This is a genomic window from Roseovarius sp. CH_XMU1461 (genome assembly GCF_037027165.1).
In the GTDB taxonomy this organism is placed as follows: domain Bacteria; phylum Pseudomonadota; class Alphaproteobacteria; order Rhodobacterales; family Rhodobacteraceae; genus Roseovarius; species Roseovarius nubinhibens.
Genome location: NZ_JAYMDV010000002.1, coordinates 795,016 through 816,743 on the forward strand (window position 1 = coordinate 795,016; position 21,728 = coordinate 816,743).

Here is a 21,728-nt window from a genome sequence, read left to right on the forward strand (position 1 = left end):
CCACTGTGGCAAAGCTGCGGGGATGGTGACCATTCTCATCCCCGCCGCCGGGGCCTCGTCCCGCATGGCGCCACGCGACAAGCTGCTGGAGACAATCGGCGGCGTGGCCCTCTTGCGCCGTCAGGTGCTGCGGGCGCTGGCCACCGGATGCGAGGTGCTGGTCACCCTGCCGCCGGACCGGCCGGATCGCGCCGTGGCGCTCCTCGGGCTCGATTGCAAACAGCATATCCTCCCCGATGCCGCCGACGGCATGTCCGCCTCGCTGCGCCACGGGGCAAAGGCAGCGCCCGCAGCCCACGCGCTTCTGGTGCTGCTGCCCGACATGCCAGAGATCGAGACCGAGGACATCGCCCGGCTCATCGCCGCCCATGACGAAACCCCGGATCAGGTGATCCGCGCCAGCGATGCCGATGGCACGCCGGGACATCCGGTGGTGCTGCCCGCGCGACTGCGCGAGAAAGTCACTCGGCTGACCGGGGATAGGGGCGCGAGACCTCTGCTCGAACAGGACCCTGCCCGTCTCGTCGCCCTCCCCGGTCGCCGTGCCCTGATCGATCTCGACACGCCCGCCGACTGGAACAACTGGCGCGCCGAGAACCCTGATCAGGCGTGACTGGTCAGGGCCTGCGCCTCATGCGAGCGCAGCGTCATCCGCGCCGACAGATAGCGGGCCCGACCCTCGGCCTGCTCCAGCTCGGGGAAAAGCGCATAGAGCTCGTCGCGCTGCGCCTCTTCCACCGCGCGCATCGCCTCGTCGCCGGGCTGAAAGCTCTCGCTCCAGGTGCCATTGGCGAGGATGACCTCATGCTGCTCGCACATCACATGGACATAGCTCACCCCCTCGGCCCGCCCGACGCGATCCACCCCAGGGATCCGGGTCATATGCTTGGCCGGCACCAGAACCTCGCGCTCGCCGAACATGATCTCGGCCATGCCACTGACCAGAAGCATCCGGTGATTGGGGCTCACCAGCATATCCTGCTCAGGCAGGCCCGGCCCAAGCGAATCCTTGCGGATGCGCACCGGGCGAAGCTGCGTGTTGGCGTCGAGCATGGCGGGCGTCAGATCCTTGCGCCCGGTCCAGCACAGCTCGCGGATGCCATTGTCGCGCGTCATCACCCGATCGCCGGGGCGCAGATCCTCGACCGGCCGACAGCCCTCGGGCGTCGCGATCAGCGTGCCGGGGGTGAAACAGATGACCCGCTCGATTTCCGAGAAGTGGAGCGTATGGGTGAGACCGCCAAGGTCGTCGTAAAATTCGACCCGCCCGGATTCCGGGCCGGTGTGGAAGATGGCCTTGTTCCATCTGTCGATGCGCAGCACGTCAATATCGCTGCCATCGGCATCCTCGCCGCCGACGACCGTGTCATTGCCGGCGACCGACAGATGGAACAGGTCCGACCCGTCGCCGCCTTCCATGAGGTCGTCGCCCGCGCCGCCGGTGATCGTGTCGCTGCCGGTACCGCCCTGGATCGTGTCATTGCCCGCGCCGCCGGTGATGCTGTCATTGCCGCCCTGCCCGGCGAGAAAGTCATTGCCATCGCCGCCGTCGATCTTGTCGTCACCGCCTTCAAACGCCGTCTCGGTGGCGTCGTCGATCAAATCGCCGCTCAGGGTAAAGCCCGAGTTGACGGACCGCGTGCCGAGGGTGAACTCGATAAAGGCGCGGTTTTCGAACTCGGCCGAGAACCAGGCGTCCTGATCATCCGGCGAATTGGTCTGCGTGCCGCCAGCGGTCACCGAACTCCCGTTGGTTGTGAGGCTGAGCGAGCTGTTCGACGCCACCGCATAGGATTTGAAACTATTGGAATCGATCCTGACCGATTCCTGGTTGGTGCTGCTGTTGTTGAAATTGTCGATGTCATTGAACGTCGCGGTCGAGTTCAAAATCACCGGCTCGCCCGTGGTCGGGTTGAAAAACTCGAGCCGGAACGACGCGGTCTCGCCGCGCATCGCCGCATCCTCCGACCCGTTGAGGCGGATTTCGGCCCCGGCGGTCGAACCGGTCAGATCGACATCGAGATCGCTGTTGCTCACCGCCACAAGGATGAGACGGCCTGACACCGACGTGCCATCCGCGAGGGTCGCGATGTCCTTATAGACCGCCTGATCGCCAAGCTTGGCCAGGTTGTTGCTGGAGGTGTCCGAGACGACATTGTTCCGCGACAGGAACAGTGCCGAGGCATCCTGCCCGGCGCCGCCGCTTTCGGCCTCGTCGCCAAAGATCGTGTCGTCGCCCGCGCCGCCGATCAGACAATCATCGCCAGCCTGACCAAAGATCAGGTCGTGACCATCGCCACCGTCAATGGTGTCATCGCCCGTGCTGGTCTCCGTGATGATCGCGTCGTCGATCAGGTCGCCGCTGAAGGTAAAGCCGGACTGGCCGCTCCGCGTCTCGAGCGTGAAATCAAGCGAGCTCTGGTTTTCGAGAAGAACCGAGAACCACGCATCCTGATCGTTCGGATCGTTGGTCTCCGTCCCTGCGGCGCGCAATTTGCCATCGATCGAAGACACGCTGAGCGAGGTATCCGGCGAGGTCGCAAAGGCCGACACTTGCGAGACGTCGTAGGTGACCGATTCTTGGTCATTGGTGCCGTTTCGGTCGAGGTCATTCACCGTGGCCGTGGTGTTGATCGACACCGGCTCGCCCGTGGCCGGGTTGAAAAACTCCATCCGGAAACTGGCCGTTTCACCCACCATGCTCGCGTTGTGGGTCCCGTTGAGCAACAGCTCGAACCCTGTGCCGCCACTCAAATCCACCGCGAGGTTGGTGTTGCTGACAGCGACCAAGGTGATACGCGCCGAGACCGACGTGCCATCCGCCAGCGTCGAGACGTTCTTATAGATCGCAACATCGCCGACCTTGGCGTTGTTGTTGCCCGTGGAACTGTCGGAAACGAGGTTGGACCGGAACAGCGTCAGCGGCGCGCCATCTGTGCCAAAGGCCGCACCCTGCCCCTGATCGCCAAAGAGCGTGTCATTGCCGCCTTGCCCGAGAATACTGTCGTTGCCCCCTTCGCCCGAAATCGCGTCGTCACCGGCACCGCCAGTGATCTGATCCGCGTCATTCGTTCCGATAAGGGTGTCTTGTCCACTGGTGCCGGGAATATCCGCCATCACTCATACTCCAAAAAACATCCGGTGAGGGAAACACTGACAATCACCGGATAAAACTCATCACCGGATCAATATACAGCCCCCTTCGCGTTCCGCCTAAGGGAAACGCCACAGTCTCACCGTATTTTCTTTGTTTTTTGACCAAATTGACGCAAATAAACAAAACAATCCCGGCGATTTGCCGGGATTGTTTCCTCGAAACCGATTTTGAGCCCCCGCAACCGATTCCGTGAACCGGTCCGCGGGGTGCGGACCGGTCCGGCTGCATAGCTTATTGTGTCAAAAGACGGGCTTCGTGCTTCTTGAGCGACCGGCGCGCCGATTGATAGGCGTTGATGCCCTCGGCCTGACGCAGTTCCGGGAAGAGCGTGTAGATCTCTTCGCGCTGTGCCGTGTCCATATCGCCCAGCGTCTGCTCACCCGGCTGGAAGCTCTCGGTCCAGGACCCGTTCGACAGCACCACTTCGTGCTGATCGAACATGAAGTGAATGTAGCTCACCTCATCCGTGTCCACATGATCCACACCATCCAGCGAAGTCAGGTGCTTGGCCGCGACCAGAACTTCACGCTCGTCGAAATAGAGCGCCGATTTCTCATTGTTGATGAGAACCCGGTGGTTCGGGCTGACCAGAAGATCGGTCTCCGGCAGCCCCCGGCCCAGCGCCCCGGCGCGGATCAGAACCGGCTTGAGCTGCGGCGCTTGCAAGAGCTCACGCCCTTCCAGATCGCGACGGCCGATCCAGCGGATCTCCTGCAGACCATTGTCGCGGGTGATCACCTTGTCGCCAACCTCAAGGTCTTCGACCTTGCGCTCGCCCTTCGGCGTCGCAATCATCGTGCCCGGGGTAAAGCAGGGAATGATCTTCTCGATCTCGGCAAATTCCATCGAACCGGTGACATTGCCATCGGTGTCGAGGAAGTTGACCGTGCCGCTGGTCGAGTTGCCATCGGCATCGACGGTCTCATTCACCACTTCGAAATTGTCCCGGCCAATGGCCGACAGGTCGAGCGTGTCGTAATCGTCGCCGCCCGCGCCACCATCGGCAATGTCGCCATAGCCATCTTCGGCCGAACCGATGATGAAGGTGTCGCGCCCGGTGTCGCCCGACATGGTGTCGGCCCCGGCCCCGCCGATGATCAGGTCATTGTCGGCCCGGCCTTCGATCACGTCATTGCCGTCACCGCCAAGGATCGTGTCATCGCCATTGCCGCCACGCAGCGAGTCATTGCCATGACCGCCAAGGATGCTGTCATCGCCATCCTGACCGCGGATGAAATCATCGTCGATGCCGCCGTCGATCGTGTCATTGCCCTCACCGCCGAGGATGGTGTCATTGTCATCCTCGCCAAAGATCAGGTCATCGCCCGCGCCGCCGTCGATGTAATCGTCGCCATTGTCGAGCTCGGGATCGCGATCGTCCGGCACATTGGCCGCCTCGTTGTTCACGCCGCCATAGATCGTGTCATTGCCAGCGCCGCCAAGAACGGTATCGCTGCCTTCGCCCGCAATGATGAGATCATCGCCGTCGCCGCCATTGATATCGTCATCGTCGAGACCGCCGTCGATCACGTCATTGCCGGCACCGCCAAGGATCGTGTCGCGGTCGTCGCCGGTGCTGATCGTGTCATTGCCCGCGCCGCCATCGACATAATCGCGGTCATCTTCGGTGTCGGTATCCGCCGGCACATCAAAGGGATCGTTATAGCCGTCATCGGGCAGCGGGAACGGACGGGTGGTGAAATCCGACCCGGTGTCGATCACGTCATCGCCGTCACCGCCAAGGGCCGTGTCACGACCATCGCCACCGATCAGCGTGTCATTGCCTGCCCCGCCCAGAAGCGAGTCATTGCCAGTGCCACCGTCGAGGGAATCGTCGCCAACACCGCCGTCGAGCGTGTCATTGCCCGCGCCGCCCTCAACATCGTCATCGCCCAGACCGGCGAGCACATGGTCGTTGCCGTCACCGGCGCGCACGATGTCGTCATTCGGGGCTTCGCCCGCGATGATCGCGTCTTCATTGTCGATCATGTCGCCATCGGGATCACCCGTATAGGCGGTGTCGATCACATCGTCGCCCGCCGTACCCGACACGATCCCATCCGGGGCCGCCGGATCGGTGAGGATGGTTTCGATCTCGGCAAACTCCATGCTGCCGGTCACATTGCCATCGCTGTCGAGGAAATTGACCGTGCCGCTGGTCGAATTGCCATCGGCATCCGTGGTCTCGTTGACGATTTCCACCGGGCCGAGGCCACGCAGGTCGAGCGTGTCATTGTCATCACCGCCCGAGCCGCCATCGACCACGTCGCCGTCACTGCCGCCCATGATCGTGTCGGCACCATCGCCGCCCTCGATCACATCGGCGCCTTCGCCCCCGGTGAGCACGTCATTGCCGCCCTCGCCGAGCAGCGTGTCATCGCCCTCGCCACCGCTGAGCGTGTCATCACCCTCGGCAATCACCGGTTCCTGATCGAAATAGATGTCCGACATCCGGATGCCCGAGGTGGCGTTGCCATCCTGGCTGTGCTCGACCACGATCTTCGATACCGGGCCGGGGATGTCGACGAGCACCGAATATTCCGCCGCGCTGTCGTCGCCATAGCCGCCATTGCTGTCGGCCGTGTCCACACCGGCCACCGAATCCGTGTCCAGCATGGTCAGATTCGACCCGCCGCTGAGGTTCACCACGATCGGATTGCCATCGGCGTCGAACGCCGTGATTTTCACAATACCATCGCCGTCGATGTCATTGATCCGGAAGGAAACATTCTCGACCGAGTCGGAGAAATCGAACTTGTAGGTCGAGCTGTTGCCCGCGCCGCCCAGCACGTTGTCGAGCGAGCTGTTCGGGTTCACCTCACCCGCGCCCGCATCGACCCCGTCGAAATCGACGTAATCGCCACGGAACACCGTGTCATTGCTGCCGCTGTTATGCGCGGTGAAGGTCACATCGACATTGCCCACGCTCTGGGTGTGACCGTTGAGATCGTCTTGCGTGTCGATCCCCGCGGTGCCGTCATCGCCATCCGGGTCCGGCGCCTGATCCCAGCGGAAGGCGCCGCGCGCCTCGATATTGTCATTGATATCCCGATCACCGAGCAGCAGATCATTGCCCGCGCCGCCGTCGATCTCGTCGTCGCCCGCCCCGCCAAAGACCTCGTCATCGCCCGCACCGGCCGAGACCGTGTCATTGCCGTCGCCCGCGTTCACGATATCGTCGTCGCCGCTTTCACCGGCGAGGCTCGCGTCGCCGCCGTCGATCCGGTCGCCTTCGGCGTCCTCCGGGGTGGTTGCGTTGATTTCATTGTCCAGCGCGTCGCCTTCGACAACACCCGCGCCCAAATCGGTTCTATCAATAGCCATTGCATTCTCCTCATTCGGGCCAGGCGACCCAATCGCGTTCCCGCGTTCAAAATTCACGCCACCGGTGACATCCGCCAAAGAGCGACCTGCACACGCCTTGCGACCTGAGTGAGGGGAGAAATACCTATAAAACCACGCGCCAAACCGGCGCGCAAAACGCGTTAACCAAATCGTATCCTACCGACCCGAAACAATGGATCCAGCGAGCACACGACCTCCGCATCAAACATGACGCAACACCGTGCGGTCGCCCCCGTGACCAGCAAACATCGCCCCCCAGTTGGGCAATCCTGTTTTAGGAGAGCGGGGGGTGCTAACAAAGCGAAAATTGTCCGAAAAGTGTCTGAACAAAGTCCATTTCGAACCGAAATCCCGACATTATCCGGCGAACTCCGGGCCGATTTTCGCGCACTGTTTCCAATTGAGAGGCAATCACTTACCGCGTGAAGCTCCAACAAAACATGAAGATTTACGCCGATTTCCCGGCCAAAAACCTCCCGCGCAGATCAGAGGCATTGTTAACGTTTTGGAAACAACTGTCGCCTGCCCCGATTTTCAATTGTGGACAAATAAAGGCAGGGCTTCGGTTTGCGGATCGGGATCAATCCCGAGGCATCTCCGGTTTTGATTACTTTTTGGAAACGTGCCAGTGATTCGATTCAACCGCCGGTCGCGGCCAAGCGCGAGTCGGTTAACTGCCGCAACGTCATCCCCGCCGAACAGGCCGGATCACACGCCCGTCGCACCCCCACATGGGCGCACAAGTCACCGCCAAAACGGTGCAATCCCTGCGCCCTCTTCCCGGTCAGGTTTCAAACCGCATCACAGTCTTCGGAAGGATTAGTGGTACCCAAGGTCGGACGGGCAGAAATCAGACTTTTCGTTTTAATTTCAATGTCGAACTGTCCCACACGGACTTTGATCCTCGACAAATAAAATCAATAGGTTACTGCCAATGTGTCCCACAGACTCGGCACCCTCACCTTATTCGTAGACCTTTGCTCATCCTAGATCGCGCGGTCGAGACATCGTGCGGAGGTTACCGCCCAGATAGGCCGGTGGGAGCGCTATTGTGCGCCGCCCTAACGCAGCGGCGTGCCGCCGCGCTGTGTCTGGCCCACACCGGGGGCCGCTCCGACAGGGGCATTCGACGGTGGCAAAAGCGTCCGGCCCCGCACCATGTCGGCGGCACGTTCGGCCAGCATGATCGTCGGCGCATTGAGGTTGGCGTTGGGCTCGGAGGGAAAGACAGAGCTGTCGATCACCCGCAGACCGGCGATGCCATGGACCCTAAGCGCGCTGTCGACCGTGGCCATGTCGTCCTCGCCCATCCGGCAGGTGCCGCAGGGGTGATAGGTGCTCTCCATGGTCTCGCGCACCCAGGCGTCGATTTCCTCATCCGTCTGCACCTGCTTGCCGGGCGCCATTTCCTCACCACGGAAACGGTCAAAGGCCGGCTGGGCCACGATTTCGCGGGTCAGGCGCAGGCAGCGGCGAAACCCTTCGCGATCCTCCTCCCGGTCCAGATAGTTGAACAGGATGTCAGGTTGTTCGTAAGGGTCAGCCGAGCGCAGGCGCACATGGCCGCGGCTCTTTGGCTTGTTGGGGCCGGTGAGCACCATGAAGCCGTGTTCCTTGAGCGGCTGCTTGCCGTCATAGCGGACGGCGGCCGGCATGAAATGAAACTGGATGTCGGGCCATTCAAGCGACGCGTCAGACCGGATGAACCCGCCGCTTTCGAAATGGTTGGTGGCCGATAGGCCACGTTTAAACAGGACCCATTCGACCCCGATCAGGAAACGGCTCCAGAGGCTCATCTTGCCATTCAGCGTGATCGGCTCCCTACAGGCATACTGGATGTAGACTTCGGAATGGTCCTGCAGGTTTTCGCCCACGCCCGGCAGGTCGTGCAGCACCTCTACGCCCGCATCGCGCAGCACCTCGGCAGGGCCGATACCCGAGCGTTGCAGAAGATGCGGCGCGCCGATCGGACCCGAGGCAATCAGCACCTCGCGCGCGGCGCGGGCGACGTGGCGTTTGCCGCCATGGTCGTATTCGACGCCAACGGCGCGTTTGCCCTCGAGCATGATTTTCCGGGTCATGGCGTGGGTGATCACGGTCAGGTTGGGCCGCGTCATCGCGGGTTTGAGATAGGCATTGGCCGTGGACCAGCGCCGCCCGTCTTTCACGGTCATGTGCATCGGGCCGAAACCCTCCTGCAGATATCCGTTGGGATCGTCGGTGGTGACATAGCCCGCCTCGCGCCCCGCCGCGACAAAGGCACGGTAGAGCGGATTTTTCATCTCGTTGCCGGCATTCGTGGCCAGGGGCCCGCCGCCACCGCGCCAGTCATCGCCACCGCCCTTCCAGCTTTCGGCGCGCTGGAAATACGGCAGGCAATTGGCATAGCTCCAGCCCTTTGCGCCGAGCTCTTCCCATTCGTCAAAGTCGCGGGCGTGACCGCGCATATAGACCATGCCGTTGATCGACGACGACCCCCCGAGCACCTTGCCGCGCGGGCAATGCACCCGCCGTCCGTCAAGCCCCGGTTCCGGCACCGTGTGGTAACGCCAATTGTATTTTGATCCGTTCATCGGGATCGACAGGGCTGTGGGCATCTGGATGAAGATGGAATTGTCCGAGCCGCCGAATTCGAGCACCAGAACGCGCGTGTCCGGGTCTTCGCTGAGCCGGTTGGCCAGAACACAGCCGGCCGAGCCTGCGCCAATGATAATATAGTCGAAGGACTGGCTCATATGGCACCTTCCGTCGTTGGGTGTGGATTGCGTGAGGGATGGCTTGGCGGGCGCGGGCGCCCGCCGCCAGTGATCGGATCAGCTCTCGGGGTAGTCGCCCCATTGTCGCCCCTTGGCCAGGAGCCGCGTCAGCAGATAATGGACCAGCCCGGCGATCACACAGGACGGCAGCGAGGCCGTCAGGTATCGGAAGGCCGTCACGTTATCGAGCGTCTGCGGGTTGAAGAGCCAGACATAGGTGACGAACCCCACGGCCAGCGCAAAGAGACCGATGGGATTGAAACCGCCAAGGAACTGGAACGCACCGCCTGGCTGCTGCCCATGCAGGGCGCGCAGGTCGAGACGTTGACGCCGCAGGAAGAAATAATCGGTGATCCCGACCCCGGCCAGCGCCGAGTTGAGCGCCGAGGTCCACACCAGAAAGATGAAGAACCCGTCATACATCTGCGGATAGGCCACGACGAGGCCCAGCGGGATGATGCAGAAACCAAACAGCAACGTGCCCCAGCCGATCCTGCGCAGGCCCGCCGTCCCGATCTGCCGCAGCCCCACGATCGACGTATAGAGGATGTTGGCCATCGAGGTGACATTCGCAAAGGCGATAAACCCGAGCGCGGCAATCCCGACACCGACGCCGGCGATCTGCGTCATCCAGACCGTCGGATCGCTGTCGCCCATCGACACCGCCGCGAACAGGCCCACGATCTCGCCCAGCACCGCCGCGCCGAAGATGCCGAAGATATTCGGCCAGAAGGCCGTGCGCTCGGTCTTGGTCAGGCGCGCCAGATTGCCGATATAGGGCCACCAGGAAAACCCGGCCGCCATGTTGATCTCGATGGCGATGATGAAATTCAGGCGCCGGTCATCAAAGGGAGGGTCGAGGGCCTCCATCCCCATCAACTCGGCAAAGCTGTGCTGGCGGAAGATCAGCCAGAGCATGCCGATCATCAAAAGCACCAGGAGCGGCGACACGATCATGTTGAACATCTTGATCGAGGTCGGCCCGCGCGCGACGATCAGCCAGGTCAACAGGATCGCACCGACCGCCGCAATGGCGACCTTGACCCCGGTCGGATCCGTGGTGCCTCCGGTCGCGAGCGCGGTCAGCCCGTCGATAGAGCGCCCGAACATCATGGCAAGCACCGCGAGCCATCCCATGGTGAGCACGATCACCGCCAGAAGATAGACGAGGCGGCTCCCGTTATAGCCATATTGACTGCGGATGCCGGTGAATTGTTCGACCCCGTATCGCCCGGCCATGACGGTGGTCGCCAGGGCGGTCAGGACAACGCCGAGAATGTTGCCGATCACGATTGCGGCGATGCCTTCCTTGGGGCCCACGAACAGCCCGACCGCGCCGCCGATGAGAAAGGCCCAGGTGGCAATCGCCAATGCGGAATTGGCAAAGGTGAATTCCTTGAACCCCCACAGGCGCTCTGCCGGCAAAAGCGGGGCGTCGCCACGTTCGGCAGCGGCGGTATAACCGTCGGCCGACATGTCGGGAGCAGAGGACTGCGGAGCCGGATTTTGCAATGTATCTGTCGTCATGTCAGGTCCCCCACATCCAGAATCCGATCGTCAACGACAGCACCAGCGCGACGATCCCGAGATAGTCGACCACGGTCATGCGGCCTTCGGCCTCCTCCCCGATCGTCTCATAGACTTCGGCGCGTCTGCCAATCTCGGCGCGCCAGTCGGCATTCGATTTGTCCATTTTTTCCTCCCCTTCAGACGGGCCGGTTTGACCCGCATCTTTTCGCGTTCCGCGCGCGGCGGTGTTATCCGACCCGGACCGGGCCCGCGTAATACGGCAATGTCTCGACCCGCGGTCGCCACTCTCCCCGGTCGACCACGCTCAGGACATGGGCCGCGATCTCCTCCATCGGGGCGAACCACACATCGCCTCGTGTCACGGCCTGTTCGATGAACCGATGCACGATCTCCCATCGTGCCAAACGGCCCGTGGCAAAGGGGTGCACCACCGGCACCCAGAGCCCGCCATGCCGCCGCGCCGCCTCGAATTCCTGCGCAAAGGGCAGAAACCCCTGTTCCGGCGCGCGGATCGGCATCATGTAATCGAGATCCATCGACTGGACATATTGCGGCCAGTCATCGAGCCCCCAATGCGACGGCAGTTCCACCAGACGGCCCGCCGCGCTTTGGAGCAGATAGGGCTGGTCGTCCCCCATCAGCGAGGCGTCATAGACAAAGCCGCGCTCGGCCAGAAAATCGGCAGACCGGTGCGAGAAATTATAGAGCGGCGCGCGCCAGCCGCGCGGGCGCTGGCCCGTGGCCTTGACGATCACGTCAATACCGCGGTCCAGCCATCGCGCCTCCTCCTCGGCTGAAAGCTCGCGGGGATGTTCATGCAGGAACCCGTGGTGGGCGATCTCGTGCCCGCCCTCAAGGATGGCCTCGACCGCCCGCGGATAGGTCTCGATACACCAAGCCGGGATGAAAAACGTCTGCCGTATGCCAAGCTGACGATAGCTTTCGACGATCCTCGGAATGGCAATCTCTGGCCCGTAGCGCAGCATCGAGATTGCCGCGACGCGGCTGTGCCCGTCCTCGGGATGGGCCAGGTGGACCAGGCTGTCGGCATCCATGTCGAAGGTGATGCAGGCCGCGCATTTTGCCCCGTTGGGCCAGGGGATGGGGTTGGCGATCATGGCATGACACTCCCGCCATTGGGCCCGATCCCCTGCCCCGTGAAATAGCGCCCGCCCTCACCCGCGAGGAAGGTCGCAACCAAAGCGATCTCCTCTGGCCGGCCGAACCGCCCTTGCGGGATCGCAAGCTCTTTCGCGCGCCATTCGGCGCTCATGTTGGCGGCCCCCAGCATCTCGGTGTCTATGGGTCCGGGGCAGATGGCATTGATCAGAATGCCGGGGGCAAACTCCTTGGCCCAGCTTCGGACAAGTCCGAGAACCCCATGTTTCGAGGCGACATAGGGCGAAAAGGTCTCGCGCCCGTAATAGGCCATGTCCGAGGCGATCAGGAGCGCCCTGGGCGGGTTGTCCGCATCGGGCGTCATCAGGCCGAGTGCTGCCTGCCCGATCAGGAAACTGCCGCGCAGGTTGACGGCGATGACCCGGTCGAAATCCTCGGCTGGCGTCTCTAACAGCGGTGCCTCATGGATGATGCCGGCACAATGTACGAGACGGTCAAGCCCGCCCCAGGCCGCCGCGATCGCGCGGCGCAGGGACGTGACGGCTGCGGCATCGGACACATCACAGGCGAGAGCCAGGGTTTCGGCCGCTCCGGCCTCTTCTGCGGCCTCCGCAGTGGTGTCTGGTTGATGCAGATCGGCGAGCGCGACACGCGCGCCCTGCCGGGCAAAGGCCAGCGCCGTCGCCGCCCCGATCCCGCGCGCGGCCCCGGTGATGAGAACCCGCGCCGTCATGCCATCACCTCGCCCCGATCCACCATGATCGCCTGGCCGGTGATGTCGCGGGCGCCCTCGGAGGCGAGGTAGAGATAGGCCGCAACCATGTCACCGGGCTCCATCAGCCCCGGCAGCACCTGCGCGCCCGTGATCTCGTCCAGAAGATCCGCCTCACTGCGGCCGGTGCGCTCCGACATATCACTCAGCGACAGCATCGCCGCCTCGGTCCGGACCCAGCCGGGGCAGATCGCATTGACCCGGATACCGCGCGCTCCGAGCTCCTTGGCCATCACCCTCGTAAAGCCGAGATTGGCATGTTTAGAGCCGACATAGGCCGCGAATTCCGGCACTGCCGTGCGGCTCCAGATCGATGCGGTGACAAGGATGCGGCCGCCCTTGGACATCTTCGGCACCGCGTGGCGGGTGACGTAAAAGGTCCCGTTGACGTTGATATCGGTGATACGGCGAAAGCTGTCTTCAACCGCCTCCTCCGGGTCGCAGAGCGGCGTGATCCGTTCCAGCCCCGCGTTGTTCACCAACACGTCGATCCGATCCATTTCGGCGATGGCGGCCTTGATCGAGGCGCTATCGGTGATATCGGCCTGCAAAGCCCGGCACGGGCGTCCGCATTCCGTGGCGATGGCCTGCGCCGCGTCGTGAATATTCGGACCGGAGGAGAGAACCGTCACATCGGCATCGGCCATTGCAAAGCCTTTGGCGACGGCAAACCCGATGCCACGGCTTGCGCCTGTCACCAGAACCTTTTCGCCCGAGAAATCATAGCTGATACGTCCCATCGCTCAGCCCTCGCGCGCATGCATGATGCGACCGATCAGGTTCATGAGCACCTGCGCCGCGAGGATCGCCGTGCCACCGGTATGATCATAATCCGGGGCAACCTCGACGAGATCCACGCCCACGATCCGGCCGCGCCTGGCCAGCCCGGCCAGCAGTTCCAGCACCTCATAATAGACAAAACCGCCATGCGAGGGCGTGCCCGTGCCCGGCGCAATAGATGGATCAAACCCGTCAATGTCGATCGTCACATAATAGCGCGCGGCCTCGGGAATACGGGCGAGCACCGCCTCAACCCCGAGCTGGCGGATCTGGCGCACCGACAGGATGTCCGAACCCATGGCGCGGGCGTCCTCATACCCGTCGCGCGCGGTCGAAGAGACATTGCGGATGCCGAGTTGCGACAACCCGCTGACATAGCCCTTTTCGGCGGCGCGGCGCATCGGGTTGCCATGCCCGTTGCGCACCCCGTGCCGCACATCGACGAAATCGAGATGCGCGTCGAACTGGACCACATGGATCGGCCCGTGTTTTGCGCAATCTTCGTCAAAGGCATTGATGCAGGGAATATTGACCGAATGGTCGCCCCCCAGAACCACCGGCAAGGCCCCGGCGGCGAGGATGCGGCGCACGCCATGTTCGATATTGGCGTGGCTCGTCTCGGTGTCGGTATGCACAATATCGGCATCGCCCAGATCGACCATGCGAACCTTGTCGGATGGCAGATAGGTGACATCATCCTCATGGTCATAGGCACCGCCATGTCCAAAGGCAAAGAGTGTCGACGCCTCGCGGATCGAACGCGGCCCGAAACGCGCCCCGGCGCGCCACTGGGTGCCGAAATCGAACGGCGCACCGAGGATCGCGACATCGGCGTTGATCCGGTCCCAATCCGCCACATAGGGCGATTTCCCAAACGTACAGATACCGACGAAGGGCAGGTTGAGACGTCCCCGGTCATAGGCGTTTTCAGACATCAATGGCTCCTTGTGAATAGCCGGAGCATCCGAACATGGTTCGCTAGTTAAAAAAATATCTATGTTTCTAAGTTTACTTATGTGATCCTCTATGTATGGAACATCTCACCACCCTGGGTCAGCTGTCGCTGGCCGATGTCGACCTGCGCCTGTTACGGGTGTTCGGGGAAATCGTGCGGGCCAACGGGTTTTCGGCGGCGCAGGCCGGGCTCGGCATGACGCAGGCCACGATTTCTGCCCATATGCGCAACCTGGAAGACCGGCTCGGCATGCGGCTCTGCGAACGGGGGCGCGGCGGCTTCTATCTCACGGAGGAAGGTCGGCGGGTGCATTCCGCCATGCTCGATCTCTTCGGGTCGATTGATCGCTTCCAAAGCGCGGTCAGCGAAGCCCAGGGCGAGCTGTCGGGCGATCTGAGCTTTGGCACCGTCGATGCCATGGTGACGAATGACGAGGTGAACCTGCATCTCGCGATCGCTGAATTCTGCAAAAAGGCGCCGCGCGTGCGCATTTCCATCGATATCGCCGCGCCGCAGGTCCTCGCCCAGGGGGTGCTCAACGGGCGGTATCAGATCGTTCTCATGCCGAAACAGCATCCGCTCTCGCAGACCCACGCCATTGATGTCTATGAGGAACGGCAGAACCTCTATTGCGGTAACCTGCACCCTCTCTACACCGTCCCCGAAAAGGCCATCACCGACGCGGTGCTTGCCGCGCAGGATTTTGCCGGGCGCACCTATATGGCGCAGGCGCCAATCTGCGGGGTCGACTTCAACTGGCGTTCCGTCACCGCCCAGATGGAGGGCACGCTTATCCTCCTTTTGTCCGGCGCGTTCATCGGGTTCCTTCCCCGGCATTACGCCGAGGCCGAGGTGCGCAGCGGACGGCTGCGGATGCTGGCCCCGGACCGGATGACCTTTGACGACACGTTTCGCATCGTCTACCCGCGCGAGCGGCCGGCACGGGCGGCGGAACTCTTGGCCCAGGCGTTGTTACGCGTGGACAATGATCAAGGTGTTAAATCCCACGGTTCGAAGGTGTGATTCTTTCGTTGGAATGGAAGGTCCCACCAAATGCGAGGACTGAACACCGGATGAACCGACTGGAACCTCCTCAAAGCGTAAGTGGGGCGACGTGTTTATAAGCCGGTACGATCATTGGTGTCTAAGCCACGCCAAATGCCATAATTCACCCAAATCTCGAACTTACACTGACCTCCAATCTCTATGTCGCTAGCACGGGCAAGCTTTTGGAGCCTCTTCATGCGGAGAGCACCAATAACCCCCCTCATATGTCGAATTATCGGCAAACATTTCCACCAAGGAGCGACCGGCATCGTCCACCCATTTCGATTTCCCACTTGTCGCCAATTGTTATCATCAAAAATCAGCATTTATACCTTCTCACCTCCCCCTTTATTTGAACAAACGGTCATCGCCACAGACGACGATTAGCGGAAACAAGACCAAAGGAATCCCTAAAATCAACAATGGACAAACACCCCAAATTCACAAACACACCCCCCAGCTGTTTCTATTTACTTTTCAAGATAGAAACGGTGAAAGTGCTACCGATTTTGACTTCACTTTTAACAGTAACGTCGCCCCCATTCAGTTTCGCCAGATCTTTAGCAACAGTTAACCCGAGGCCCGTCCCTTCAACGGACTTTTTCGAAGTATACTTAGATTGATAAAATGACTCAAATATCCTTGCCACCTCTGATTTCTCGATCCCTACGCCTGTATCCTGAATAACTACATTCACATGAAACTTGCGTTCCTCAAACGAAACGTCCACCTTTCCCTGATCTGTAAACTTTATGGCGTTACCAATTATATTAAAAAGAATCTGTCGCGTTCGAAGCAAATCAGTGAACACCATGCACGACGGCACATTACAGTTCAACTCCAAGCCCTTTTGCTCAGCAAGAACTCTCATCTGATCAATCACTGGGCTTACTACGTCAAAAATATCACACGCCTTTCGATCTACCTGAAGGTGTCCCTTTTTAATTTTAGAATAATCAAGAATTTGATTAACAAGAAAAAGAATATGCTCTCCGGATTTTTCAATTTTCTCCATTCCCCTCGTAGATATATCTAGCAACTTGTCGAGGTGTACTTTCACCTCTTTGAGAGTATCATCGCCACCCTGTAGCGCTTCGGATAATTTCCTATCGGCCGGAAGTCGACTTAAATTCTTTCCGATTTTTGCATAACCTAATATTACCGTCAACGGCGTCCGAATTTCATGACTAACCACACTTAGAAAGTTTAATTTTTCGATCTCTGCGGATTTAGCCTTTTTGTTTGCATTCTCTGAATCTTCTACGGCTAGCCGAGCTTGTGCCTCGCTGGCCTGTAACGAACTCGATATCTTTACGAGATGAACGGATATCCATAGCGTAATGAGCCCAAATCCGAAGGCAATAGCTAGAAAGCCAGGAAGTATTTTCCATAGGACTTCCTCACCGGGCCTTTGTGGAACCCAAGTTAGCCAAGAGATGGTTTGGCCTGATCGGCTCTTCACAGGAACCTTGGCAGATTCTTCTGATGGCTCCTGTATCTCGAAGCGTGGCCTCTGAATACCCAAAGCTAAGAGCGAATTTTCAGCAATTTCCCGATCAAGATACTTCATGGCTACGTGCAAATATAATTTTTCCACCGAAGGTGAATCTTCGTCAGTATCAGAAATTATCGGTACTACACTAATTATGGCCGCCTGGTCGCCAGTCTGAACGATATCCCAAACCTCGACGCTCGCCAGAGTTTCGTCAAACAGGCTGCCGTTTCTTGCCATTTCGGCAAGTTCGCCTCTCAACTCCATCACAAGAGGGTTTATTAATGTTGAACGAAAATCATATTCTTCCGCCGACCAAATTTCGCCGAAACCCGATGAAAAAATCGCTTGATTTTGATCGTTCAACACATAGTTTTCGTCATGGCCAAAATACTCCTGCATCCAAACACCCAGGTTACTGCTAATCCATTCCTCATCCCCTTCGAGCGTCTTGCGGACCGCAGCATCCCAAATTGTTGCGCTACGCTGTTGTTCTGATACACCTTTGATCTTTTCCTCAAGCGCCAAAGACGCGAACTTTTCCTCTCTCAAGATGGAGGTCTCGTCGGATAATTTTACAGCATTACTACCTATCGATACGATAAAGAGCATCCCAACAAACAGTAGCGTTAATAGAAATAATGTTATTTGAAATCCGAGTGGGATTAAAGGGTAGCGCATGACGAGCCCATCTCTACTTTACTTTTTTAGCTTCATTTCCAGCATGACTACATGGCCAGATTATGAATTCCCCTACCTCTACCCAGTGTCATAAATATGGCAAGGGAGCCTGCAAAATGGAGGACCTAGGAACAGGTGGTGACTGGGAAAGGAAAAGAATTGTTGATTATGGCAACAGTAGGAAGGTCATCGTGCTTTCGTTTGCTGAGCTTCAGGCCTCGCCAACGCTTGACCCTTCAACTTAGTTCGAATCGGATTCAAAATTTGGGCCGACCAGACCGCCCCTGTCATTCAGCTGCCGCAGCATTGGGCTTTCTTGAGGATCGAGCTTGCTCTGTGTCTCTATCTGACGAAGGGTGAAAAACTCCAGATCACGCCTTTTTTTTGACACAATATCGATCAAATTGTCACCCTTGAATAATTCCGGCACTACGTAGAGTCTCCACCTATCTAGACGGCAGACTGTCGCAAGGAAAAGGGGGGAAAATCATGAAAAAGCAAAATATTAGAAGGTACCAAGGAGACTCTTCAGCTAAGTCTCTGAGTCAACCCGATTCGTTCACACCCCTGGAAAAACTTGAAATGTTAGAGATTTCTGCACAGGTTGCGGGAATCGCTATCTTCCACTTAGATTTAAAGAATGACAAAACATCCATTCTTGGTGCCTGGCGTTCCATCATGGGTGTAAAGGAAGACGAGAATTTTGATTTTCAGCGGGAGTGGCGACGGCGCGTACATCCTGACGACAAACCAATTATTGATGCTGCTTTCGATGATTACCTCAAGGGCCAATCAAGCCGTGTAAATGTCGAGTATAGAATTCGGGCACGTGATTCGGAAGAATGGCGTTGGTTTCAGACCATTGGCGCCACTACTCAGTGGTCCTCTAGCGGTGAACCTTTAAACCTAATTGGGACGCAACAAGATATAACCAGCAAAAAAAGGGCGGAGCTGGAACTAATAAGTAGCTTTAAAGATCTACAATCCCTACTAGAAAAGGCTCCGATCGGCAGTGCGCTCGCGTCACCTGATGGAACCTTCATAAAGACTAATGCCGCATTAGAGCGGTTCTTTGGTTACGAAGAGGGCGAATTGTCTGGGAAAAACTTTCAGAGTCTTCTTTACTGGGAAGACGTTGAAGCATGCTCGAATGATATTCGCCACCTCCTTGCCGGAAAGTCTGATTCTTATGAAAAGGAAAGACGATATGTAAAGAAAGGAGGGCTCATAATCTGGGGACATGTATGCTGTGTCCTAGCAAGGCGAGCCAACGGGGATCCATTACATTTCATCGTTCAGATAGTAGATATTACTGCCCAGCGCAGATTGGAATCAATGAGGCGTGACTTTATTAGCTTGGTAAGCCATGAGCTTCGTACACCTGTAACATCGATATCTGGTGCGCTAGATCTTATGGGAGCAATTATTCCTAAGGCGTCAGACGAAAGATTGGCTTCCCTATTAGGTATTGCGAAAAGAGGGAGCAATCGGTTGCGAAGTTTGCTCGACGAGCTTCTTAACTTTGATCAGCTCTCAGCCAGCACCATGGCTTTAAGTTCTGAAACAGGCGAAATCACCGAATCCGTTAGAAACGCCATTAGAATTTCAGAGCCGACACTTGAAGAACACAAAGCGAAAATAAAGCTAGATCATCCCAATGAAAGAATTTTTGGATTTTTCGACCAAGTGCTACTTGAAAAGTCAATAGCCTGCATAATAACAACTATATGCAAATACACCCCTGAGTCCACCCACATCAAAATTGACGTATCAAAAGGAAAAGATTTTATTTTTATAGAATTGCGCGATGCACAAGGTGAGCTAGCGATTTTTGATAAAAGTGATGCGTTTGAGCCTTTTTGGGAACCCGACTTATCTGACACCCGGACCCACCGTGGGCTGGACCTGGGGCTTAGCATTGCGCGGCATATTTTGAGGCAGATGGGCGGGGAGATATCTATCGAGAAAACAGATACATCGGACACATATTTTTTGGCAAAAGTTCCCAAAGGTTCCAATCCTTGAAAGTAGTGTGTTGACCTTTAAAATTTCTTTGAAAATCATTGACATGTGTCTGTGTGTATCGACCCAGTGAAATCCTGCTCATGCTACAAGGGAGCACGTAGCAATGAGTATGACGATGGACGACAGCATTAAGCGATGGACGGCGAAGCGTAAGGCAGCGTTTGTCATCGAGATCATCCAGGGCAAGAAGACCGTCTCGGAGGAGAGCCGGTCCTTCGACCTGACGTTCTCCGAGATCGAGGGCTAGGTCGAGGATGCGAAGCGCGGCATGGAGAACTCGTTGCGCGCCAACCCGCCTGACATCGGCGAGCAATATGAGAAGCAGCTCCGAGATCTGCAGGAAACCTATGGCGAGGCCCTGCTGGAGCTGTGGGCCCGAAAAAAGCTTCAGGCCCTGCTGGATGCGCAGGACGGGAATTGATCCGTCGCATCCAGCAGGACCTCTTGGCCGAAGGCGTCGCTGTGTCGATCGCCAAGCTCTGCACGTGGTTCGGCATTCCCCGGCGCACGGTCTACTACAAGCCGGTGAAAGCCGCGCCGAAGGTCGATCCCCGCGTCGCCGAACTGATCAAGAAGATGATCGAGGAGGAGCCGTCCTTCGGCTATCGGACCGTGGGCTGGCTCCTGGGCTTCAATAAGAACACGGTGCAGAGGATCTTCCAGATCAAGGGCTGGCAGGTTCGCAAGCGCGCCGTAGGCATGCGGCCTCGCATCCGAGCGGTTCCTTCTGTCCCAGCTGCGCCGAACGAGAGGTGGTCGACCGATCTCACTCGCATCGGGACCGTCAAGGACGGCTGGGCTTCACTGGCTTTGGTGATCGACTGCCACATCCGCGAGCTGTTGGTAAGCGACGTCTGCACCTCACCCTGGATCAGCTTGACGGCATGTAGTTCCAGGGCAGGAGCTCGTCGATCCGGCTGGCGGGATGACCTGCAGCGAGGGCCTCGAGGGTGGCCTTGAGGTAAGCGAAGGGCTCGACGCCGTTGATTTTCGCCGTGGCGATGAGCGAAGCGATGCGGCCCCAAGTGCGGCCGCCTTCGTCGTGGCCGGCAAAAAGCGCATTCTTCCTCGTCAATGCGATCGGACGGATCAGGTTCTCGACAGCATTGGAGTCAATCTCGACGCGGCCGTCGCGGAGGAAGGTCTGCAGCCCGTCCCATTGACGATGGATATAGGCCAGCTTCTCTCCGAGGCGTGACTTCGAGGAGATCCGGCAGCGCTGGTTTTGCAGCCATTCTCCGAATGAGGCGACCAGCGGCGCGGTGCGGGCCTGCCGGGCCGACAGCCGCTGGCCGGGACCCATGCCGCGGATCTCACCCTCAATGCGGTAGAGCTCCGCAATCCGGCGCAGTCCCTCGGCGGCGATCTCTGAGCCGTCGCGGTCGAAGACCTCCTTCAGCTTCCTGCGGGCATGCGCCCAGCAATGCGCGACGGTGACCGGCGCGCCGCCTTTCCGCGACGGGCGCGTCAGCCGGTTGTAGCCGGTATAGCCGTCCAGCTGCAGGATGCCATCGAAGCCCTGCAGGATCTGTTCCGCGTTCTGCCCGGCGCGGCCGGGAGCATAGGTGAACACCACACCGGGCGGGTCATCGCCGCCCCATCCGCGGTCGTCCCGGGCCAGCGCCCTGAGATACCCGGTCTTTGTCCGGCCGCGGCCCGGGTCCAGAACCGGCGCCGTGGTCTCGTCCATGAATAGCTTGCCCGATCCTTTCAGGTGCTCAGTCAGCCGGTCGACTACGGGACCGAGGTGGAAGGCGGCTGTCCCCACCCAATCGGCGAGCGTGCTGCGGTGCAGGTCGACCCCGGAGCGGGCCAGCATCTGGCTCTGCCGATACAACGGCAAATGGTCCGAGAACTTGCTGACCAGCACATGCGCGATGGCGCCCTCGGTCGGCAGACCGCCCTCGATCAGGTGCGCGGGAGCTGGTGCCTGGGTGACGCCCTCGGCGCAGGCGCGGCAGGCATACTTGGGCCGGACGGTGACGATGACGCGGATCTGCGGCTTGTTCTCGTGGTGACGGGCAAGGGCAAGCGCGGCACCGAGGATGAGATCATCCCGCAGCGCAGGG

The 21,728-nt window shown here is 59.2% G+C and carries 17 protein-coding genes; 6 read left to right on the forward strand and 11 right to left on the reverse strand.

Annotation, left to right across the window (positions count from 1 at the left end):
- Window positions 1–22 precede the first annotated feature (22 nt).
- On the forward strand, window positions 23–613 hold the full coding sequence (locus tag WA237_RS09155) for a nucleotidyltransferase family protein (RefSeq protein WP_336097441.1): 591 nt from the start codon (window positions 23–25) through the stop codon (window positions 611–613).
- On the opposite strand, the gene WA237_RS09160 is transcribed toward WA237_RS09155, so the two are convergent.
- The 9 genes from WA237_RS09160 to speB form a co-directional block, all read right to left on the reverse strand.
- Window positions 604–3,117 carry a Hint domain-containing protein gene (locus WA237_RS09160; protein ID WP_336097443.1) on the reverse strand — a complete coding sequence of 838 codons (2,514 nt, stop codon included), beginning with the start codon at window positions 3,115–3,117 and terminating at the stop codon, window positions 604–606. The two genes, WA237_RS09155 and WA237_RS09160, sit on opposite strands and share 10 nt — an antisense overlap.
- A 271-nt stretch (window positions 3,118–3,388) precedes the next feature.
- The gene (locus WA237_RS09165) at window positions 3,389–6,481 is read right to left on the reverse strand and encodes a Hint domain-containing protein (RefSeq protein ID WP_336097444.1); all 3,093 of its coding nucleotides are present in this window, start codon (window positions 6,479–6,481) and stop codon (window positions 3,389–3,391) included.
- 1,082 nt (window positions 6,482–7,563) lie between these two features.
- A complete protein-coding gene (betA, locus tag WA237_RS09170) occupies window positions 7,564–9,237 on the reverse strand; it encodes a choline dehydrogenase (RefSeq protein ID WP_336097445.1) in 1,674 nt (557 codons plus the stop codon).
- 78 nt (window positions 9,238–9,315) lie between these two features.
- Window positions 9,316–10,785, reverse strand: coding sequence for a purine-cytosine permease family protein (locus tag WA237_RS09175; protein ID WP_336097446.1), 1,470 nt, complete (start codon window positions 10,783–10,785; stop codon window positions 9,316–9,318).
- Between the two features lies 1 nt (window position 10,786).
- Window positions 10,787–10,951 carry a hypothetical protein gene (locus WA237_RS09180; RefSeq protein ID WP_336097447.1) on the reverse strand — a complete coding sequence of 55 codons (165 nt, stop codon included), beginning with the start codon at window positions 10,949–10,951 and terminating at the stop codon, window positions 10,787–10,789.
- Between the two features lie 64 nt (window positions 10,952–11,015).
- Complete coding sequence (locus tag WA237_RS09185) at window positions 11,016–11,906, reverse strand: polysaccharide deacetylase family protein (protein WP_336097448.1); 891 nt, start codon at window positions 11,904–11,906, stop codon at window positions 11,016–11,018.
- On the reverse strand, window positions 11,903–12,640 hold the full coding sequence (locus WA237_RS09190; protein ID WP_336097449.1) for an SDR family NAD(P)-dependent oxidoreductase: 738 nt from the start codon (window positions 12,638–12,640) through the stop codon (window positions 11,903–11,905). The genes WA237_RS09185 and WA237_RS09190 overlap by 4 nt, the downstream gene beginning before the upstream one ends.
- Complete coding sequence (locus tag WA237_RS09195; RefSeq protein WP_336097450.1) at window positions 12,637–13,419, reverse strand: SDR family NAD(P)-dependent oxidoreductase; 783 nt, start codon at window positions 13,417–13,419, stop codon at window positions 12,637–12,639. Before WA237_RS09195 ends, WA237_RS09190 begins: the two co-directional genes overlap by 4 nt.
- Window positions 13,420–13,422: 3 nt before the next feature.
- Window positions 13,423–14,394 (reverse strand): agmatinase, encoded by a 972-nt coding sequence (gene speB / locus WA237_RS09200; protein WP_336097451.1) that lies wholly within the window; start codon window positions 14,392–14,394, stop codon window positions 13,423–13,425.
- Window positions 14,395–14,489: 95 nt separating this feature from the next.
- On the opposite strand from speB, the gene WA237_RS09205 reads away from it, so the two are divergent.
- Complete coding sequence (locus tag WA237_RS09205; RefSeq protein ID WP_336097452.1) at window positions 14,490–15,437, forward strand: LysR family transcriptional regulator; 948 nt, start codon at window positions 14,490–14,492, stop codon at window positions 15,435–15,437.
- A gap of 490 nt (window positions 15,438–15,927) precedes the next feature.
- On the opposite strand, the gene WA237_RS09210 is transcribed toward WA237_RS09205, so the two are convergent.
- A complete protein-coding gene (locus tag WA237_RS09210; protein WP_336097453.1) occupies window positions 15,928–17,634 on the reverse strand; it encodes a sensor histidine kinase in 1,707 nt (568 codons plus the stop codon).
- A 489-nt stretch (window positions 17,635–18,123) separates the two neighbouring features.
- On the opposite strand from WA237_RS09210, the gene WA237_RS09215 reads away from it, so the two are divergent.
- The 4 genes from WA237_RS09215 (at window position 18,124) to WA237_RS09230 (ending at window position 20,619) form a co-directional block, all read left to right on the forward strand.
- On the forward strand, window positions 18,124–19,659 hold the full coding sequence (locus WA237_RS09215; protein WP_336097454.1) for a PAS domain-containing sensor histidine kinase: 1,536 nt from the start codon (window positions 18,124–18,126) through the stop codon (window positions 19,657–19,659).
- Between the two features lie 103 nt (window positions 19,660–19,762).
- Complete coding sequence (locus tag WA237_RS09220) at window positions 19,763–19,906, forward strand: hypothetical protein (protein WP_336097455.1); 144 nt, start codon at window positions 19,763–19,765, stop codon at window positions 19,904–19,906.
- 21 nt (window positions 19,907–19,927) lie between these two features.
- Entirely contained in the window at window positions 19,928–20,080 is a 153-nt protein-coding gene (locus WA237_RS09225; protein WP_336097456.1) for a hypothetical protein, read from the forward strand.
- A complete protein-coding gene (locus WA237_RS09230; RefSeq protein ID WP_336097457.1) occupies window positions 20,077–20,619 on the forward strand; it encodes a hypothetical protein in 543 nt (180 codons plus the stop codon). Before WA237_RS09225 ends, WA237_RS09230 begins: the two co-directional genes overlap by 4 nt.
- Here the strand turns inward: WA237_RS09230 and tnpC are convergent.
- Window positions 20,531–21,728 (reverse strand): IS66 family transposase (gene tnpC / locus WA237_RS09235; protein WP_336097458.1); only part of this gene is annotated, 1,198 nt, incomplete at its 5' end. The two genes, WA237_RS09230 and tnpC, sit on opposite strands and share 89 nt — an antisense overlap.

Coding starts and splice junctions, on each gene's coding strand:
- WA237_RS09195 (WP_336097450.1), bottom strand. CDS start 13,419: ATGGGACGTATCAGCTATGATTTCTCGGGCGAAAAGGTTCTGGTGACA.
- speB (WP_336097451.1), bottom strand. CDS start 14,394: ATGTCTGAAAACGCCTATGACCGGGGACGTCTCAACCTGCCCTTCGTC.
- WA237_RS09205 (WP_336097452.1), top strand. CDS start 14,490: ATGGAACATCTCACCACCCTGGGTCAGCTGTCGCTGGCCGATGTCGAC.
- WA237_RS09160 (WP_336097443.1), bottom strand. CDS start 3,117: ATGGCGGATATTCCCGGCACCAGTGGACAAGACACCCTTATCGGAACG.
- WA237_RS09220 (WP_336097455.1), top strand. CDS start 19,763: ATGAGTATGACGATGGACGACAGCATTAAGCGATGGACGGCGAAGCGT.
- WA237_RS09155 (WP_336097441.1), top strand. CDS start 23: ATGGTGACCATTCTCATCCCCGCCGCCGGGGCCTCGTCCCGCATGGCG.
- WA237_RS09225 (WP_336097456.1), top strand. CDS start 19,928: ATGGAGAACTCGTTGCGCGCCAACCCGCCTGACATCGGCGAGCAATAT.
- WA237_RS09190 (WP_336097449.1), bottom strand. CDS start 12,640: ATGACGGCGCGGGTTCTCATCACCGGGGCCGCGCGCGGGATCGGGGCG.
- WA237_RS09165 (WP_336097444.1), bottom strand. CDS start 6,481: ATGGCTATTGATAGAACCGATTTGGGCGCGGGTGTTGTCGAAGGCGAC.
- WA237_RS09185 (WP_336097448.1), bottom strand. CDS start 11,906: ATGATCGCCAACCCCATCCCCTGGCCCAACGGGGCAAAATGCGCGGCC.
- betA (WP_336097445.1), bottom strand. CDS start 9,237: ATGAGCCAGTCCTTCGACTATATTATCATTGGCGCAGGCTCGGCCGGC.
- WA237_RS09210 (WP_336097453.1), bottom strand. CDS start 17,634: ATGCGCTACCCTTTAATCCCACTCGGATTTCAAATAACATTATTTCTA.
- WA237_RS09215 (WP_336097454.1), top strand. CDS start 18,124: ATGAAAAAGCAAAATATTAGAAGGTACCAAGGAGACTCTTCAGCTAAG.
- WA237_RS09175 (WP_336097446.1), bottom strand. CDS start 10,785: ATGACGACAGATACATTGCAAAATCCGGCTCCGCAGTCCTCTGCTCCC.
- WA237_RS09180 (WP_336097447.1), bottom strand. CDS start 10,951: ATGGACAAATCGAATGCCGACTGGCGCGCCGAGATTGGCAGACGCGCC.